This is a genomic window from Nonomuraea sp. MTCD27, from assembly GCF_041950495.1.
In the GTDB taxonomy this organism is placed as follows: Bacteria; Actinomycetota; Actinomycetes; order Streptosporangiales; family Streptosporangiaceae; genus Nonomuraea.
The window spans coordinates 81778-98333 of record NZ_JBGNUW010000013.1; the positions used below are offsets into that span (position 1 = coordinate 81778).

General features: G+C 70.9%; 13 protein-coding genes. 7 read left to right on the forward strand and 6 right to left on the reverse strand.

The features are described from left to right. Positions 1-111: 111 nt before the first annotated feature. The 4 genes from ACBJ59_RS33745 to ACBJ59_RS33760 form a co-directional block, all read right to left on the reverse strand. The gene (locus ACBJ59_RS33745; protein WP_375114239.1) at positions 112-1053 is read right to left on the reverse strand and encodes a ThuA domain-containing protein; all 942 of its coding nucleotides are present in this window, start codon (positions 1051-1053) and stop codon (positions 112-114) included. A gap of 214 nt (positions 1054-1267) precedes the next feature. Then, positions 1268-2050: a citryl-CoA lyase gene (locus tag ACBJ59_RS33750; protein WP_375114240.1), complete on the reverse strand. Its 783-nt coding sequence runs from the start codon at positions 2048-2050 to the stop codon at positions 1268-1270. Next, positions 2047-3204, reverse strand: coding sequence for a CaiB/BaiF CoA transferase family protein (locus ACBJ59_RS33755; RefSeq protein ID WP_375114241.1), 1158 nt, complete (start codon positions 3202-3204; stop codon positions 2047-2049). The genes ACBJ59_RS33750 and ACBJ59_RS33755 overlap by 4 nt, the downstream gene beginning before the upstream one ends. A gap of 15 nt (positions 3205-3219) precedes the next feature. After that, positions 3220-3951, reverse strand: a complete 732-nt coding sequence (locus ACBJ59_RS33760) for an IclR family transcriptional regulator (RefSeq protein WP_375114242.1) — start codon at positions 3949-3951, stop codon at positions 3220-3222. 250 nt (positions 3952-4201) lie between these two features. Here ACBJ59_RS33760 and ACBJ59_RS33765 point away from each other — a divergent pair, with 250 nt between their 5' ends. The 7 genes from ACBJ59_RS33765 to ACBJ59_RS33795 all read left to right on the forward strand — a co-directional run bounded on the left by ACBJ59_RS33765 (position 4202) and on the right by ACBJ59_RS33795 (position 14206). Next, positions 4202-5650, forward strand: a complete 1449-nt coding sequence (locus ACBJ59_RS33765; RefSeq protein ID WP_375114243.1) for an aldehyde dehydrogenase family protein — start codon at positions 4202-4204, stop codon at positions 5648-5650. Continuing rightward, positions 5647-7362 (forward strand): thiamine pyrophosphate-binding protein, encoded by a 1716-nt coding sequence (locus ACBJ59_RS33770; RefSeq protein ID WP_375114244.1) that lies wholly within the window; start codon positions 5647-5649, stop codon positions 7360-7362. The genes ACBJ59_RS33765 and ACBJ59_RS33770 overlap by 4 nt, the downstream gene beginning before the upstream one ends. 108 nt (positions 7363-7470) lie before the next feature. Next, entirely contained in the window at positions 7471-8613 is a 1143-nt protein-coding gene (locus ACBJ59_RS33775; RefSeq protein ID WP_375114245.1) for an ABC transporter substrate-binding protein, read from the forward strand. Position 8614: 1 nt separating this feature from the next. After that, the gene (locus ACBJ59_RS33780; protein ID WP_375114246.1) at positions 8615-9484 is read left to right on the forward strand and encodes a branched-chain amino acid ABC transporter permease; all 870 of its coding nucleotides are present in this window, start codon (positions 8615-8617) and stop codon (positions 9482-9484) included. Then, positions 9481-11286, forward strand: coding sequence for an ATP-binding cassette domain-containing protein (locus ACBJ59_RS33785; protein ID WP_375114247.1), 1806 nt, complete (start codon positions 9481-9483; stop codon positions 11284-11286). The genes ACBJ59_RS33780 and ACBJ59_RS33785 overlap by 4 nt, the downstream gene beginning before the upstream one ends. Continuing rightward, complete coding sequence (locus tag ACBJ59_RS33790; protein WP_375114248.1) at positions 11283-11984, forward strand: ABC transporter ATP-binding protein; 702 nt, start codon at positions 11283-11285, stop codon at positions 11982-11984. The genes ACBJ59_RS33785 and ACBJ59_RS33790 overlap by 4 nt, the downstream gene beginning before the upstream one ends. 152 nt (positions 11985-12136) lie before the next feature. After that, the gene (locus ACBJ59_RS33795) at positions 12137-14206 is read left to right on the forward strand and encodes a PQQ-binding-like beta-propeller repeat protein (RefSeq protein WP_375114249.1); all 2070 of its coding nucleotides are present in this window, start codon (positions 12137-12139) and stop codon (positions 14204-14206) included. Between the two features lie 188 nt (positions 14207-14394). On the opposite strand, the gene ACBJ59_RS33800 is transcribed toward ACBJ59_RS33795, so the two are convergent. Both ACBJ59_RS33800 and ACBJ59_RS33805 read right to left on the reverse strand, forming a co-directional pair. Next, positions 14395-15171 carry an N-acyl homoserine lactonase family protein gene (locus ACBJ59_RS33800; protein WP_375114250.1) on the reverse strand — a complete coding sequence of 259 codons (777 nt, stop codon included), beginning with the start codon at positions 15169-15171 and terminating at the stop codon, positions 14395-14397. Next, entirely contained in the window at positions 15168-16475 is a 1308-nt protein-coding gene (locus tag ACBJ59_RS33805) for an MFS transporter (RefSeq protein ID WP_375114251.1), read from the reverse strand. The genes ACBJ59_RS33800 and ACBJ59_RS33805 overlap by 4 nt, the downstream gene beginning before the upstream one ends. Positions 16476-16556: the final 81 nt, after the last annotated feature.

Consider the following 16556-nt stretch of genomic DNA (forward strand, 5'->3'; position numbering starts at 1 on the left):
AGTTCACGACGTGGGTTGCGGGGGCATCGGCGGCGAGCCGCCGGGAAGGTAGCGGGCCGGCGCGGGCCGCGGCCGGGTCCCGGCGTTCGGCGCGGCCCCCGCCTCCTGACCTCAGCGGCAGAACGGCGCCATGCCGAGCACGGACTTGACGCCGCCCAGCAGGTGCTGGGTGAAGTACTGGTCGCCGTCCATGGGCTCGTCGGTCCAGGCCTTGACGTCGTGGCCGAGGGTGGTGAGCCACGTCTTGCCGCCGTCGTAGTACTGGCACCAGCTCACCGGATGGTCGTCGCCGTGCCCGGGGTGGCCGAGGTTGCCGCGTACGCCGCGGGCCAGGGTCGACTCGTCCACCTCGGCCAGCACGCGGACGCGGGTCGGGGCGGGCACGAGATTGTACCACTCGTCGGAGAAGCTCCAGGTCCGGGGCAGTCCCTGGGTGGAGACGTCGCGGCGGTTGACGGTGACGACGGTGCCGGGCTGGTTGGCGCTGTGGTCGTAGAAGTTGGCGTTGCCGAGCAGGCCCTCGTACCAGGGCCAGTTGTACTCGGTGCCGAAGGCGTTGTGCACGCCGACGAAGCCGCCGCCGGCGCGGATGTACTGGCGCAGCGCGGTCTGGGCGGCGTCGTCGAGGGTGTCGCGGGTGGTGCTGAGGAACATCACCGCGTTGTACGGCAGCAGCCGCCCGGCCGAGGAGAGCTGGGTGACGTCCTCGGTGTAGTCGACCGCGAAGCCGTTCTCCTGGCCCAGCTTGATCACCGCCTTGACGGCGACGTTGTTGTCGTTGAGCGGCGGGTTCAGGCCGGGCGCGAGCGGGGTGCCGAGGTGCGCGTGGCGGGGACCGGCGGTGCGGCTGTAGACGAGCAGCTTGAAGCCCTTGGCGGGGTCGAAGTTGCCCCAGTCGTGGTAGCAGCGGGGGTCGGTGCCGCGACAGACCCCGTAGTCGGGATCACCGAGGTTCTGCGCCCCCTCCGGGGAGGCGGCCGAGCTGGGAGCGGTGGCGGTGAGCAGGATGGCCGCCGCCGCGGTGGCGGTGGCGATGGAGAGCTTGCTGCGCATGGGCACCTCGCGTAGCGATCCGTCAGGCGGATCGAATGGTCCACTCAGGGGTTTGAGCGTAACCACGGATCTTCGCGGGAACAAGCTCTTGCCTTCACTCCCGGATCGGACTTAAGGTTCATCCGTTTTATGGATCTGGTGGTCCATTAGGCGGACCGCAGAAGCGGCGCGCGAAAGGGGGGCTCCGCCGCCGCGGAGCCCCTTTCGCGGATGCTCAGAGCCAGGTCGGCAGGATGGACGGCGGGATCGGCCCCTTGTTGCGCCGCCCCTGCCCGGTCTCCTCCCAGGCGTGGGCCAGGATCCCGACCGATCTGCTGAGCACGAAGAGGCCGCGCGCCAGGGGTGCGGGGAAGCCCAGCTCGGCGTAGATCACCGCGGTCGCCCCGTCGATGTTCATCGGCACCGGCGCGATCAGCCGCTCCACCTCGATCGCGGCGCGCAGGTGCGCGCCCGGCACCACTCCGGCCGCGACGGCCTCGGACGCCAGGTCCAGCAGCGGGTCCCGGCGCGGATCGCGCGTGTGGAAGCGATGCCCGAACCCGGGCAGGTACTTGTCACGCGCCCGCCGGCGGGCGACCACGGCGGCCGCGTCCCCGTCCGCGACCACCTCCTCCAGCAGCCGGACGCACTGCTCCCCCGCCCCGCCGTGCACGTCGCCGAGCAGGTTGACCCCCGTGGCGACGGCATTGTTGAGCCCCACCCCGCAGGTGGCGGCCATCCGGGCGACGGCGATGGACGGGGCGTGCGGCCCGTGGTCGACCGACGAGACCAGCGCCGCCTCCAGCAGCGCCGCCTGGCGGGGATCCGGCCGATCGCCGCGGAGCATGAGCCAGATCATCTCGGCGAAGCCGATCCGCCCGATGAGCTCCTGGACCGGCTGCCCGCGCAGCTCGATGACGTCGGGCTCGATCCGCGAGACCGCGGTCGCCCACCAGTCCGCCGCCGCCTCGGCGCCGCCGCCCGGCCCGGGGACGGCGTCCTTGGCCCGCTCGCTCATGACACGGCCTCGAACTCGTCGTTGTGCTCGCCGAGCAGCGGGGCGGACCCGCGCGGGCGCAGGGCGACGCCGTCGACGACCACGCCGTTCCCGGTGAGGGTGACCTGCCGCTCGCCCGTGCCCGCGAAGGGGACCTCCGTGAGGAAGCCGCGATGACGTACCTGGTCGAGCTCGAGCGCCTGCGGCACGGTCAGGATGCGGGCGGCGGGGACGCCTTCGCGGGAGAGGATGTCCTCCCACTCCAGCGCGGTCTTGGCCCGCAGCGCCTGGTTGAGCTCCTGGTTGAGGGCCTGCCGATTGGTCTTGCGCGCCTCCCGCTCGGCGAAGCGGGGGTCGGTGGCCAGGTCGGGCCGCCCGGTGAGCCGGCACAGGGTCTCGAACTGGGCCTGCTGGTTGGCGGCGATGTTCAGGGGCCCGTCGGCGGTCTCGAAGGTGCCGGAGGGGGCGGCGGTGGCGTTCTGGTCGCCCATCGGTTCCGGCTCCACCCCGCTGATCAGGTAGTTCGACACCGTCCAGCCCATGGCGGAGATCGACGCCTCCAGCATCGACAGATCCAGGAAGCAGCCACGGCCGGTACGGTGCCGCCCGGCCAGCGCGGCGGAGACCGCCAGGGCGGCCATCAGCCCGCCCACCGTGTCGCAGATGGGGAACCCCACCCGCAACGGGGCCGTGTCAGGGGTGCCAGTGACGCTCATCATGCCGGACAACCCCTGGATGATCTGGTCGTAGGCGGGCGCCCCGCTCATCGGGCCGCTCTGGCCGAAGCCGGAGATCGCGCAGTAGACCAGGCCGGGGTTGAGCTCCCGCAGGCGCTCCCACCCGTAGCCGAGCCTGGCCAGCACCCCGGCCCGGTAGTTCTCCAGCAGGACGTCGGCCCCGGCGACCATCGACTCGAAGGCGGCCCGCCCCGCCGGGCTCTTCAGATCCAGCTCGACCGACTTCTTGCCGGCGTTCTGGGCGAGGAAGGAGGCACCCATCTGCTCCCGGTTGAGCTCCGGGTCGGGGCCGAGCCGCCGGGCGAGATCCCCGGCGCCGGGCAGCTCCACCTTGACCACCTCCGCGCCGAACAGCATCAGCTGGTAACTGCAGTACGGCCCGGCCAGAACGTTGGTCAGGTCCACGACCTTGACGCCGTCCAGTGGCAACTGCTGCATTCACGCTCCATAGAGTCAAGTCAGCGGATGGTCGAACCCGCGCTCCGACATGCGCTTGGCGGCCTCGCGCAGATCCGCGGCGAATTGTTCGACACGGTCGTCGGTGAAGCGCACCGTGGGACCGCTGAGCGTCAGCGCCGCCACGGTCGTGCGCGAGCCGCCCGTGACCGGGACGGCGACCGCGGACAGGCCGGGCTCGCGTTCGCCGTGGCTGACGGCGAACCCGTCGCGCGCCGCCTCGTCGATCCAGTCCCGCAACGTGGCCACGTGTGCCGCACCATGGGGAGACGAGCGGGCCACCCGCAGGAGCAGCCGCTCCGGCGCGTCCTTCAGCAGGACCTTGGAGGAGGCTCCCGCCCACAGGGGCAGCTCGTCGCCGACCCGCACCACGTGGCGCAGCGGCTGCGGGCTCTCCTGCTGGGCGATGCAGATGCGGTGCACGTCGCGCAGGACGTAGAGGTTGACGGTCTCGCGGTGCCGGGTGCCGAGCTCGCGCATGAGCTGGACGGTCTCGGGCGGCAGCTCCCACGCCGAACGGGCCAGGTGCGCCCAGCGCCACAGGGCCGGACCGGCCGCGTAGCCCTTGGGCGTGGCCCACAGCAGGCCCATGTGCTCCAGGGTCTGCAGCAGGCGCAGCGCCGTGGTCTTGGCCAGCCCCGTCTCGTCGACGACCTCCCGGATCGTCAACGTCCGCCGGTCCTCGGTGAGCAGCGAGAGAATGTCGAACGCGCGCTGGACGCTGCGCACACCCCCGCTCTCCCCCGACGCTGCAGGAATGTTCGAAGGCACGGATCCTCACTAGTGAGTCGAAGGTGAACCTGCTGCTCACCCTCTCATGTGGTCCGTACGCTAACACCCAGTCCGCTTGGCGGTCCATATGCTCCATCAAGCGGATTGCGCGGCCCTCTTGCCAGAACGTTCGCCGTCCTCATACCGTGAGGCAATCCACAGTGCGGAATCTAAGAACCGCTGCGCGGATCAATGGGAGTCATCGACCATGAGCACCATCCACGAAGCCGGTTGCTTAGTCGCCGGAGAATGGCTGACCGGCGGCGAGCACGCCGACCGCACGGGCCCTTACCTGCGGGAAACCGTCAGCCGGGCACGGACCGCCCAGCCCGGCGACATCACCGCGGCCCTGGCCTACGCCCGGCGGTCGGCCCGGCAGGTCGCCCGGCTGGCGCCCGCTACCCGGGCTGACATCCTGGAACGTGCCGCCGCCGCGGCCACGGCGCAGAGCGACCGGCTGGCCGGCCTGCTGGCGCTGGAGCTGGGCAAACCGCTCAAGGACGGGCGTGGCGAGATCCTGCGGGTGGCGGACACCCTGTCCGTCGCCGCCGCCGAGGCGAGGATGATCGGCGGCGAGGTGCTGCCGGTGGCGGGCTGGGCCCGCGGGGTGGGCAACACCGCGCTCACGCAGCGGGCCCCGGCGGGGCCGGTGCTGGCGATCACGCCGTTCAACGCGCCCGCGAACCTGCTGGCGCACAAGCTCGCCGCGTCCTTCGCGGCCGGCAACACCACGATCGTCAAGCCGCCGCCGCAGGCGCCCGCGGCCTCCACGGCGCTGGTGGAGCTGCTGCTCGAGGCCGGGATGCCGGTGGAGGCGGTACAGGTCCTGCACGGGGGCGGTGACGTGGGCGCGCGGTTGTGCGCCGCGCCGGAGATCGCCGTGATCAGCTTCACCGGCGGTGTCGCGGCCGGTCACGCCGTCGCCCACGCCGCCGGTCCGAAACGGGTGATGCTCGAACTCGGCGGGAACGCCGCGACCATCGTCTGCGAGGACGCCGACGTACCGGCCGCCGCGCGGGTGTGCGCCCGCACCGGCTACAGCAACTCCGGGCAGAGCTGCATCTCGGTCCAGCGGGTGTACGTCCAGCGCGCCCGGTTCGAGGAGTTCGCCGAAGCGCTGACCGCGGAGGTGAAGGCCCTGGTCGTCGGCGACCCGCTGGATCCGGGCACCGACGTCGGCTCGATGGTGGACGACGACGCGGCCGAGCGGGTGGTCCGCTGGACCGCCGAGGCGGCCGGTCAGGGCGCCCGGGTGACGATCGGCGGCACGCGCGAGGGCGCGGTGATGGCGCCGACCGTCGTCGCCGCCCCGCCCGCCGAGGCCCGGGTCGTGCGCGAGGAGGTGTTCGGCGCGCTGGTCGCCGTGCTCCCCTACGACGATTTCGACGAGGTCCTGGCGGAGTGCAACCGCAGCACGTACGGGCTGCAGGCCGGGCTGTTCACCCACGACGTGCGCCGCATCGTGACGGCCTGGCGCGAGCTGGAGGTCGGCGGCCTGGTCGTGAACGGCTCGTCCAACTTCCGCCTCGACCACGTCCCGTTCGGCGGGGTGAAGGACTCCGGCATCGGCCGCGAGTCGCCCCGCTGGATGATCGAGGACTTCACCGTGACCAAGACCCTGCTGCTCAAGGGCCTGACCATCTGGGGAGACCAGTGACCAACACGGCCGCCCACGCCCTCGTCGCCCAGCTCGAGGAGCTCGGCGTCGAGTACGTCTTCGGCACCTGCGGGCACACCAACATCGCCGTCCTGGACGCGCTGGCCGACAGCCGCATCCGCTTCGTCATCGCCCGCCACGAGCAGGCCGCCGCGCACGCCGCCGACGGCTACGCCCGCGCCTCCGGCAGGCCCGGCGTGCTGCTCGTGCACGTGGGCCCCGGCCTGACCAACGCCGCGACCGGCGTCATGACGGCCGCCCTGGACTCGGTGCCGATGGTGGTGATCTCCGGCGACATCCCCTCCTACTACCACGGCCGGCATCCGCACCAGGAGATCAACCTGCACGCCGACGCCGACCAGGCGAGCGTCTTCCGGCCGTTCGTCAAGCGGGCCTGGAACGTGCACCGGGCCCAGGACCTCGGCCGGTTCGTCGAGCGCGCCTTCTGGACGGCCACCTCGGGTCGTCCCGGCGCCGTGCTGGTGAACGTGCCGATGGACGTCTTCTCCCGGCCCGCCGCGCCGTACCCGCCGAACAGCCGGGCGGCCCTGCCCGGCCTGCCGGAGGCCACCGCCGAGCAGATCGCGGCCCGGCTGGCCGCCGCCGAGCAGCCGCTGATCTACGTCGGCGGCGGGCTGCGCGAGGAGACCGAGGCGCTGATCGGGCTGGCCGAGCACCTCGACATCCCCATCGCCCACTCGCTCATGGCCAAGGGCACGGTTCCGGACGCCCACCCGCTGGTCCTCGGGATGCCCGGGTTCTGGGGCCTGGACCTCACCAACACCTACGCCCGCGAGGCGGATGTGGTGCTGGCGCTCGCGACCCGGTTCGCCGAGACCGACGCCAGCTCCTGGGACTCCCGCTTCACCTGGGACTTCTCCGGCAGCACGCTCATCCAGATCGACATCGACCCGGCCGAGATCGGCCGCAACTACCCGGCGGAGATCGGCGCCGTGGCCGACGTCCGGCTCGCGGTCAAGGCGATCGCCGGCGCGGCCGCGGCACACGCGCCACGCACCCGGCCCGAGCTGCGCAAGCAGATACTGGAGGCTCGATCGGAGCTGTTCGCGGCCAGCCGGGAGCGCGGCCGGAGCGCGGACTTCCCGCTGCGGCCCGAACGCATCCTGAAGGACCTGCGGGACGCGCTGCCGCCGGACGCGATCCTGGTGACCGACGTGGGCTGGAACAAGAACGGCGTCGCCCAGTGCTACGAGCTGCCCGCCGAGGGCCGCTTCATCACCCCGGGAGGCGCCTCCACCATGGGCTTCGGCCCGGCCGCCGCGATCGGCGTGCAGCTCGCCGAGCCGGGCCGGACCGTGGTCGCGCTCATCGGTGACGGGGGCATGAGCGCGCAGCTTCCCGCGCTGCCCATGGCGGTCGAGCAGGGCGCGCCCGTCGTGTTCGTGGTGATGAACAACCGCTCCCACGGCACGATCTCGGACCTGCAGTCGGCGCATTACGGCCGCAGCCACGGCTGCGACTTCACCGACCCGGCCGGCCTGCCGTACAGCCCCGACTTCGCGGCGCTCGCCCGGGCCTGCGGGGCCGACGGCCGTACCGTCGCCACGCCCGCCGACCTCGGCACGGCGCTGCGCGAGGTCATCGCGAACCGGCGGCCCGCCGTGCTCGATGTGCCGATGGTGAACGAGCCGGTACCGACGCCGGGCCATTGGAATATCAAGGACATTTACCAGGGCCTCTTCACCGACTGACCCGCCGAAACCGTTGTAAGTTCGAGATTCCCTGAGTCGCATCCTGACGTTATAACGAACGTACTAGTCCGTGAATTAATTCTCACCCACCCCCCTACGAGGTGAACCGTGCATTTCACGAGATTCTCCATCGCAGCTGCGGCCCTGATAGCCCTCGCCGCCTGTGCCCCTCCCGGCCAGACCGGAAGCACCGAGGCGAACGCCACCGGCCCCATCAAGATCGCGAACGTCAACGCGCAGAGCGGCCAGCTCAGCTCGCTCGGCCAGTGGGAGCACAAGGGCGTCAAGCTCGCCATCGAGGAGGCCAACAAGGCCGGCGGCGTCAACGGGCGGCAGATCAAGCTCGACCTGTTCGACAGCCAGGGCGACCCCACGGTGGGCACCAACGTGGCCAGGAAGATCGCGGCCGAGGGCTACATCGCGATGCTGGGCACCGCCGAGAGCGCGGTCACGCTGGCGATGGCGCCCATCCTGAAGGACGCCAAGATCCCGAACATCACCTCGGGACAGTCGCCGAAGCTGGCCGAGCTGAAGAGCCCGTTCCTGTTCCTCAACGCGCCGACCAGCGTCACCTTCGACGAGACGCTGGCCAAGTACCTCGTGGACGACAAGGGCATGAAGAAGATCGCGCTGATCAGCAACAACGGCGCGTACGGATCCGGCGAGCACGACGCCTTCCTGGCCTCGCTCAAGACCAGGAACGTCACCCCGTCCGCCGACGAGGTCGTCACCCCCGACCAGAAGGACTTCAACTCCAACCTGGCCAAGATCCGCGAGCAGGACCCGGAGGTGCTGTTCATCGGCGCCGAGGAGGTCCAGTCCGGGCTGATCGCCAAGCAGGCGCGCGAGCTCGGCATCAAGGCGGTCTTCGCCGGCGGCGCCCCCGTGGGCACCGACGTGTACGCCACCACGGCCGGACTGAAGAACGCCGAGGGCACCGTGGTCAGCTCCCCCTACCTGAGCAACGAGGCCACCGAGGAGATCAAGACGTTCGCCGCCAAGTACAAGGCCGCCTACAACGAGGACGCCCGCATGCACGTGGCCAAGGCCTACGACGGCGCGTCCATCCTGATCGAGGCGCTCAAGCAGACCAACGGCGAGGGCGGGCAGAAGCTGGCCGACGCCATCCGCGGCGTCAAGCGGGCCGGGCTGCTGGGGAACTACAACTACGACGCCAACGGGGTCGGCATCCACGAGACCAAGATCGGCCTGGTAAAGGACGGCAAGGTCGTGCCCGAGGCCGCGAGCTGACGTGCAGGTCTTCCTCCAGACCCTGATCGGCGGGGTCACGTTCGGGGCGGTGTACGCGCTGGTGGCGATGGGCTTCTCGATCGTCTACCGCACCATGGGCCTGGTCAACTTCGCCCACGGCAGCGTCGTCATGATCGGCGCGTACGCCGCCTCCACCTTCTACATGGCCAGCAAGCTGCCCTTCGCCGTGGCGATCATCGTGGCCATCGCGGTCACGGCACTGATCGGCCTGGTCATCGAGCGCTTCCTGCGCCCGCTGGAGAACAAGGACTTCACGCTGATGCTGATCGGCACGATCGGCTTCGGCGCGGTGCTGGAGGCCGGTGCGGTGCTCGTCTGGGGCGCCACCGGTCACGCGGTGCCCTCTCCGGTGGCGACCGGGCCGATCGACGTGGCGGGCATCCGCATCCCCACCTACAGCCTGCTGGTCATCGCCATCGCGGCGGCGGCCACCGGCCTGCTGGCGCTGTTCCTGCAGCGCACCAAGCGCGGCGCCGCCATGCAGGCGGTCGCGATGGACCACCAGGCCGCCACCGCGGTCGGCATCCACGTGGGCCGCAGCAACGCCATGGCCTTCGCCATCGGCGCCGGACTCGCGGCACTGGCCGGCAGCCTGATCGGCCCCATGCTGTACGTCAATCCCACGATGGGCGGCACCCTGGGCATCAAGGGCTTCGCGGCGGCCATGCTCGGCGGGTTCGGCAGCATGCCCGGCGCCATCGTCGGTGGCCTGGCCTTCGGGCTGCTCGACTCCTTCGCCGCGGGCAACTTCCAGGAGTACTCCGAGCTGGTGACCTTCCTCGTCTTCGCCGTCATCGTCATGATCCGCCCCACCGGCATCTTCGGAGAGGCAACGGTGAACCGCGCATGAAACGTCTCCTATGGCTGGTGCCGCTGGCCGTCGCGGCCTGGCTGCTGCCGTACGGCCTGGGCGGTTACGCCATCCACGTCGCCGACGTCGCGATCATCTTCGCGATCCTGGCCATCGGGCTCGGCCTGACCATGGGCGTGGCCGGGCAGATCAACCTGGCCCAGGTCGCCTTCTTCGGGGTCGGCGCCTACGCGGTCGCCATCCTCACCACGAAGGCGGGGTTCGGCTTCTGGACGGCGTCCGCGCTGGCGCTGCTGGCCGCCGTGGTGTTCGGCGTGCTGGTGGGCATCCCCGCGCTGCGCATGCAGTCGCACTATCTCGGCATCGTCACCCTCGGCCTGGCGCTCGCCTTCACGAACTGGGTCACCAACGCCCACGTCGCCGGCCGCGCCGAGGGCATCAGCGACATCCCGGTGCCGTCGATGTTCGGCCTCGACCTGTCCAGCGGCTACCTGTTCTACTACGTCGAGCTGATCGTCTTCGCCGTCGCCCTGGCCTTCGCGCTGCTGGTCACCCGCTCACCGCTGGGCCGCCGGCTGCGCGCGATGCGCGACGACGACCTGGCCGCGGGCGCTCTCGGCGCGGAGATCCCGCTGCTGCGGATGACCGCGTTCGTGCTGTCCGGCCTGTACGGCGGCCTGGCCGGCATCCTGTATGCCGGGCTCATCCGCTTCGTGGCCCCCGAGTCGTTCAACATCGCGAACATGTTCCTGCTGCTCGCCATGGTGATCATCGGCGGCCGCAGCAGCATCCTGGGCTGCGTCGTCGGCGCGGTCGCGCTGTCCCTGGTCCGGGAGGCGCTGCTGGACGCCTCCGGCTTCGCCCAGCTCGGCTACGGCCTGGTGGTCGTGCTCGTGGTGGTGTTCGCGCCCAAGGGGCTGGCGGGCCTGCCGGGGCAGATCCGCTCCCTCCTGCGTGGGCGCGGCGGCGGCTCGCGGGCCCAGCTCGGCCCGTTCCAGCCCTACGAGGCCACCTCTCCGGCCACCGAGGAGGACGCGCTGGAGATCCGGGAGGTGACGATGCGGTTCAAGGGGCTGGTCGCGCTCGACGCCGTGTCCCTCACCGTTCCCACGGGCCAGATCCGGGGCATCGTCGGGCCCAACGGCTCGGGCAAGACGACGCTGTTCAACGTGGTCAGCGGGTTCTACCGGCCCAGCCAGGGATCGGTGGTGCTGCGCGGGCACGACGTGACCGGGATGGCGCCGTACCAGCTGTCCCAGCGCCGCGTCGCGCGTACCTTCCAGAACCTGCGCCTGTTCGAGGACCTCAGCGTGCGCGAGAACCTCCTGCTGGGGCTGGACCGCACCCGCACCTCGTGGATCTGGCGCTACCCGAGCCTGCCGTGGAAGGTCCTGGGGTACGAGCAGGCGCTGCGGCGGCGGGCCGAGGAGCTGATCGAGCGCTTCGGGCTCGCCGAGGTCTCCGACGCCGAGCCGCGCTCGCTGCCGTACGGCATCCAGCGCCGCATCGAGCTGGCCCGCGCCATGGCCATGTCCCCCACCCTGCTGCTGCTCGACGAACCCGCCGCCGGGCTCAACGGCGAAGAGGTGCGCCAGCTCGCCGACATCGTCCGGTCCATCAGGGACTCGGGCGTCACCGTGATCATCATCGAGCACAACATGGGCCTGGTCATGTCCCTGTGCGACCAGGTCACCGTGTTGTCCAGCGGCAAGGTGATCGCCGATGGACAACCGGCCGAGGTCGCCGTGCACCCGGACGTGGTCGCCGCCTATCTCGGTGACTCGATGTCCGCACCGACCGAGGAGACCGCCGAGGCCGCCGTCGAGGAGGCAACCCGATGACCACGCTGACCGTGGAAGGACTGTCGGTTCACTACGGCGGCGTCCGTGCCGCCCACGACGTCTCCTTCACCGTCGAACCCGGCCAGTCGCTGGGCATCATCGGCGCCAACGGGGCGGGCAAGACCTCCACCCTCAAGGCGGTCATGGGCCTGGCGCCGCGGCAGGCCAGGACCATCCGCTTCGGCGAGCACAACCTGCTGCGCGCGCCCGCGCACACCTTGGTCCGGCACGGCATCGGCTACGTGCCGGAGGGCAGGCACGTCTTCCCCGGGCTCACCGTGGAGAAGAACCTGCTGCTAGGCGCGTACGCCGGCAGCTGGAAACGCACCCCGATCGACGACGTGTACGAGTTGTTCCCCGTGCTGGGCGAGATGCGGGGCCGGCTGGCCGGCGCGCTGTCCGGCGGCCAGCAGCAGATGCTGGCCGTCGGCCGGGCCATGATGTGCCGGCCCAAGGTGATGCTGCTGGACGAGCCCTCGATGGGGCTGTCGCCGAAGCTCGTGGCGGACATCGCCGGCGTGCTCAAGAAGCTCAACGCCGCCGGTCTGTCCATCCTGCTCGTCGAGCAGAACGCCAAGCTCACCTTCGACGTCACCACCACCTGCCTGGTCATGGAGAACGGCGAGATCGCCGCGAGCGGCACCTCGGCCGAGCTGAGCAACGACCCCCAGGTCAGGCGGATCTATCTCGGCCTGTGACCGCGCGCTCCTGGCCGCGAGCGCGGCAGCATGCCCTGAGCAAGGTCCACTAGGCGGATCAGACGGTCCATTGACGGCCTCTGGACACCGCTTTATGGTTCGACCATTGAATGGCACTAACAGTCCACGTAGTGGAACATGAAGGGATGGTCATGGTCCGTCGTCGAGAGTTACTCGCGGGCGCCGCCGCCGCCGTCGCACTCGCGGGAGCCGGGCAGAGCCCGGCCGCCGCCGCCGTACACCGATCCGACCGGAACTTCCCGAAGGTCGGCGGCAACCTGGCCAACCAGAACTACAGCCGGCTGAGTGCCCTTCACCGAGGCAACGTCAAGCGGCTGCGGGCCGCGTGGGTGAACAACATCGAGGGCGGGCTCATGGCGGGCAACAGCCAGAGCACCGCCGTGGCCGTGGACGGCGTGCTCTACATCGAGTCGGCGCTGGGCAACGTCGTCGCGGTGGACGGCCGTACCGGGGCCATGATCTGGAAGTACGCCCAGACGCGCGGCGCGGTCACCCGGCGCGGCGTGGCGGTCGGCGCGGGCAAGGTGTTCACCTGCGCCAACGACAACTGGCTGATCGCCCTCGACCAGCGCACCGGCCAGGTGGTCTGGGAGCGCCAGCACAACGGGTACGGCAACCTGGAGAAGGTCGCCGTCACCTACCACGACGGCATGCTCTACTGCGGCACCAACGACGGCCCGCGCGGCGCCGCCCTGGCCTTCGACGCGGAGACCGGCGACCTGGTGTGGCACTTCTGGGGCACGGCCGCCCCCGGCCAGATCGGCGGCGACACCTGGGAGGGCGACTCCTGGCAGGTCGGCGGGGCGACGCCGTGGATGCACTGCGCCATCGACGCCGAGCTGGGCCTGGTCTACTGGACGTTCGGCAACGTCAGGGGCAGCAAGTCGTCGCAGGACGGCTCCGAGCGCGGCGGCCAGAACCTGTTCGCCAACTCGCTCGTCGCCATGGACCTGAAGACGGGCGCCTACCGCTGGCACTTCCAGTCCATCCACCACGACATCTGGGACATGGACAACGTCATGGCGCCCATCCTGCTCGACGCCCGCGTGCGGGGGCGGACGCGCAAACTCGTCGTGTACGGCAGCAAGACCGGGATGTACTACATCCTCGACCGCGCCGACGGCTCGGCCCCGCTGGGCATCGACGAGGTGCCCGTGCCGCAGGAGCCCCGGCAGAAGACCTGGCCCACCCAGCCGTTCCCGCGCCAGGGCGGCTGGACCGAGCAGACCCCTGTCCGGCAGCCGCTCGGCACCGAGATCCCCGGCCTGCCCCACCGGGCCGTGCCCAACTACAAGATCGGGCCGCTGTACACCCCGCACTGGGACGAGCCGATCCTCACCATCCCCGGCCACGGCGGCGGCGCCGACTGGAACCACCAGTCCTACAGCCACAGCACCCGCCTGGTCTACACCGGCTTCGGCTACGTCGCCGCCGCCCACTCCCTCACCGAGTCGTCCAACGGGCTGCGCCCGCCCGGCGAGTACATGACCGGCGGCGTCGTGGCCGTGGACCCCTCGACGAACCGGGTGCGCTGGAAGAAGAACATGCCGTACTCGCTGGCCCACGGCAACGGCATCCTCACCACCGGCTCCGACCTGCTGTTCATCGGCCAGCCCGACGGCAACCTGCTCTGCCTGGACGCCCGCGACGGCCGCGAGCTGTGGCGCTGGCAGACCGGCGCCGGCGTCAGCAGCTCCCCCATCGCCTACGAGATCGACGGCGAGCAGTACATCGCCGTCTACGCCGGCGGCACCAGCATCCCGTACGGCAACTCCGCCCCGCGCGGCGACCACCTGTGGGCCTTCAAGCTCGGCGGCACCGTGCCGCCTGCCGACACCCCGCCGCCGCCCGTGGTCCGCCGCCCGGTCTCCGGCCAGCCGGTGGACGGCAGCGCGGTGAACAACACCGTGGTGCTCGCCCGCGTCTACGCCAACGGGCAGGTCGGCACGGAGGAGTCCACGGCCGTCAACGCCATGGCCCCCACCCACCTGCGCGTCCCCGCCGGGACCACCGTCACCTTCGTCAACCCCGCCGACAACGTCAACGTGCACGGGGCCACGCAGTTCTTCGAGGGCCTCTTCGACATCCGCCTCAAGCCGGGCGAGTCGTTCCAGTACACCTTCACCAAGCCGGGCGAGTACTTCTTCAACGACACCTTCAGCCCGCGCCCCACCGGCAAGATCGAGGTTCTGCCCGCCTGACCCTCCGGGGTCCCCGCACGTCACCACACCCCCGCCGCACTCCGGCGGGGGTCCTTGGCGAGGGACGGGGGATCGGCGGGAGACCTTGGGCGGGGAAAGGGGACCCGCACCCCGCCCTCCGCCGCGCTTCGGCCGGGGTCCCCATGAGGGAAGGGGAAGTGGCGGGAGCCCGGTCGGGGTTCGAGCGGTCAGGGGGCGATCAGGGCGACGTCGGGGGTGGCCCGAGGGAAGCGTTCCAGGACCAGGGGGTCGTGGCCGGCGACCACGAGTCCGGGGGCGTCCGCCAGCTCCTTGATGCGGTCGAAGGCGCCGTACATGCCGGTCATGCTGTGCAGGATCGGGAAGGGCCGGTCACCCTCGATGTTCTCGTAGAAGTGGCTGGCGTCGGAGGCCAGCACCACGTGGCCGCGGGAGGTCTCGACCCGGACCACCTGCATGCCCGCCGTGTGCCCGCCGACCAGGTGCACGCTCAGGCCGGGCACCACGAACGCGTCCCCGTCCACCACCCGCACCCGGCCGTCCTTCCTGGCGGAGAGCAGGTGGCCGAGGTCGTGGTCGTCGAGCAGCCAGCGCTCGCGCGCGATCCGCTCGGCCCAGGGGCCGGTCCAGTAGTCGAGCTCGGCCTGCTGCACGACGTAGCGGGCGCGGGGGAACTCGTGGGCGGTGCCGGTGTGGTCGTAGTGCAGGTGGGTCAGCACCACGTGGTCCACCGACTCGGCGGCGACGCCCAGCTCGGCCAGGGCCTCGACGGGCGAGCAGCGGTAGTCGACGCCCTCGACGCGCGCCGCCCGCTCCGGGGCGATGCCGGTGTCGACGACGACCGTGTGCTCGTCGGAGACCGCCAGCCAGACGTAGTAGGCGGTCGGGTGGGAGCTCTCGCCGCCGGGCTCGTAGCCGTGGAAGTGCTCGCCGCGCCGGGCGTCGCGCTGCGCGTAGCGTACGGCGTGGACGCGGAAGCCGCTCACACCTTCACCCGCCCGGCGGGCTTGAGCCCGAGCTGGGCGGTCGGCACCTGGTACGTCTCCTTGGCGGTGGCCACGGCGGCCACGTTCACCAGGCACACCACCGCGGTGATGATCGAGACGCCGAGCCAGCTCTCGGGCCCGGTGCCGGCCACGGCGGTGGCCACGGTGGGCGCGAAGCCGGCGATGGCGAAGCCGATCTGGGTGCCGATGGCCATGCCGGACAGGCGGACCCGGGTGGTGAACATCTCCCCGTAGAACGACGGCCAGACGGCGCTGGTGGCGCTGTGCACCACGCCGAACATCACGATGCCGGCGATGAAGATCAGCGCGTAGTTGCCGGCGGAGATCGACCACAGGTAGGCGAACATGAGCACCGCGCAGCCGAGCGACCCGCCGACGAAGACCGGCTTGCGGCCGACCCGGTCGGACAGTTTGCCCCACAGCGGGATGCTGATCACCGCGGCGACGTTGGCCAGCACGCCGACCCACAACATGGGCCCGCGCTCCAGGCCCATCGTGTTGACCGCGTACGACAGGGCGTGCACGGTGAAGATCGTGCTGACCGAGGCGATGACCGCGGCCACGACCACCCGCAGCACGTCGCGCCACTGCTCGCGGAACAGCACCGCCAGCGGCGCCTTGGGCACGCTGTTGGTGGCGACCTCCTGCTCGAAGGCCGGCGTCTCCTCCAGCGTGCGCCGGATGACCAGCCCGACCACCGCCACCACCACGCTCAGCCAGAACGGCACCCGCCAGCCCCAGCTCAGCAGGTCCTCCTCGGGCAGGGCCGCGATCGGCAGGAAGATCGCGGTGGCGATGATCTGGCCGGCCTGGGTGCCGTTCAGCGTGAAGCTCGTGTAGTAGGCCCGGCGGTTCTCCGGCGCGTGCTCCAGGGTCATGGAGTTGGCGCCGGCCTGCTCCCCGGAGACCGAGAAGCCCTGCAGCAGGCGCAGCACCACCAGCAGGACCGGTGCCAGCAGGCCCACCTCGTCGTAGGTGGGCAGGCAGCCCACCAGGAACGTCGAGCCGCCCATCAGCACCAGCGTGGTGACCAGCACCCGCTTGCGGCCGAACTTGTCACCCATGTGCCCGAGCACGAAGGCGCCCACCGGCCTGGCCAGGTAACCCACGCCGAACGTGGCCAGCGCCAGCAGCGTTCCCGTGGCGGGCGAGGAGGAGGGGAAGAAGATCTTGTTGAAGACCAGGGCGGCGGCCGTGCCATAGATGAAGAAGTCGTAATACTCCAAGGCGCTGCCGATCCAGGCCGCAATGGCCGCTTTGCGGGGTTTGCCCTGCACCGTCACAATATGCTCCTCACAGCGACATCGGGGGGTAGTGCGGTGACAGGAAACTAACTCACCGGTTCGTACATTACAAGAGCGTTG